Below are 1,701 nucleotides of genomic sequence, written 5' to 3' on the forward strand. Positions count from 1 at the left end.
TGGAATGCCGGGTTACCCGCTTCGAAAAAAGTCGCCCAATACGACTGAGGCAAGAGCGTCGATTTAACGGCGCTTACTGTTCGAGCGCCAGACCGAGGATGGCGGCGTCGCACGTCATGGCTTCGGCAAGGCGAGTCTCGAGTTCCTCAAGGAGGATCTCGAAACCCAACGCGATGAGCTCAAAGCACTCAAGGGCAAAGGTCGCATGAGCGCCCACGCCCGGCATAAGCTCGAGCGCCTCAATGAAGTTCTCGAGCACGTCAGCGCTACGCTCGAGCGTGGTGAGACCGCCGCCCCCGCCGAGAGCGGGACCACACTGCGGCGACTGGACCAGAACAGCGGTCAGCAGGGCGAGCAGTGTGTGGCGAGCGTTGATTTGGCGGCCAACGTCACCAACCCCAACACAACACTGACATCCACCGCCTCGGCCTCTTACACGGACTTCGGCCCGATGCACTCCAACGTGGAGCTGTATACCTACACAGTCGTGAGAGACGTCGACGGCAACGTCGAGGACAGCGATTCCGAGACCGTTTACGGGGACGCCTGGGGACCTGGCGCCAACGCCGAGGCGTCTTTGGACATCACCTTCTCCCGCGATGGCTACGCCTACGCCAGCATCAGCGTACCCCCGTGTGACTACGTCGAGTGGGTGTCCCAGGACGGCGCGCCGCTATAAACCATCAAGGCGGAGGGAAGATGGTCCTCACCTTATGGACGCCCTCTCGCCTCAATCGGACCGCACACCAGAGTGATCGCTAACGCCGGGCAATGCGCCCGCGCGTTGCGCCACTCTGTATTGTCGAGATTGGCCGAGCCGGAATAGCCCGATCGCAGGAGTTCGATCACCGGGCTGCTCGGCCGTAGGGATTAACGCGATAACACACGGAGTTCACTCAATGAAGTGGCAAACACTGGCCTGCGCGGCGAGCGCACTCGTCTTCGCCGCGTCCGCGGCCGCTGAATCCGGCCAATCCCTCGTTGCCCGATCCGCGGCGGAGACGTTTGCGGCCAATGCCGGAGACGGCTGGAAGCAGGTCGACCAGGGCGTGTTCGAGCGCCAGGGCGATGATGGCAGCGTTGAGCAGCGCGGCTTCGGCAAGGCGAGCCTCGAGTTCCTCAAGCAAGAGCTCGAAACCCAACGCGAGGAAATCAAAGCGCTCCAGGGTGAAGGCCGCACGAGCAACCACGCTCAGCGCAACCTAAAACGCCTCAATGAAACCCTCGGGCAGGTCACCACCGCGCTCAAGCGTAGTGAGGCCACTGCGGCTACCGCAGCCACCAACGCGGCCGGCACGGTTCAGCGACTCGACGAGGAGCGGGTCAAGATCGGCGATATGTGCGTCGCGTCAGTAGACCTGAACGCCAACGTGCAAAACCGCACGGGCGCTCGGCTGACCGCAACTGCTTCGGCGGCCTATACGGATTTCGGGCCAATGGTTCCCAACGTGAAGCTGTACGCGAATACGTGGGTGAAAGACAGCGACGGCGAGACCCGCGATAGCGACAGCGAAACGGTTTATGGCGATGCGTATGGACCTGGCGCCAACGCCGAGTCCACGTTGCTAACCACTTTCTCTCGCGACGGCTACGCGTTCGCCATGATCCATGCGAAACCGTGTAACTAGTCGGTCCTGAAAAACTCGCAACCGACTGATGCGGCGTAGATTTCGGCGTTTCCCAGCGTTCTGGAATCGCCGG

General features: G+C 62.0%; 2 protein-coding genes. Both read left to right on the top strand.

Annotated elements, in window-relative coordinates; translation table 11 throughout:
- Positions 1–205: 205 nt before the first annotated feature.
- On the top strand, positions 206–679 hold the full coding sequence (locus tag ACPEES_RS23275) for a hypothetical protein (protein ID WP_435106874.1): 474 nt from the start codon (positions 206–208) through the stop codon (positions 677–679).
- A gap of 370 nt (positions 680–1,049) precedes the next feature.
- Positions 1,050–1,628: a hypothetical protein gene (locus ACPEES_RS23280; protein WP_435106876.1), complete on the top strand. Its 579-nt coding sequence runs from the start codon at positions 1,050–1,052 to the stop codon at positions 1,626–1,628.
- Positions 1,629–1,701: the final 73 nt, after the last annotated feature.

It is taken from the genome of Arhodomonas sp. AD133, from assembly GCF_051195215.1.
GTDB lineage: Bacteria > Pseudomonadota > Gammaproteobacteria > Nitrococcales > Nitrococcaceae > Arhodomonas.

Bases quoted from the DNA above. Each gene is read 5' to 3' on its own strand.
- ACPEES_RS23275 (WP_435106874.1), top strand. From the start codon at position 206: ATGAGCGCCCACGCCCGGCATAAGCTCGAGCGCCTCAATGAAGTTCTC.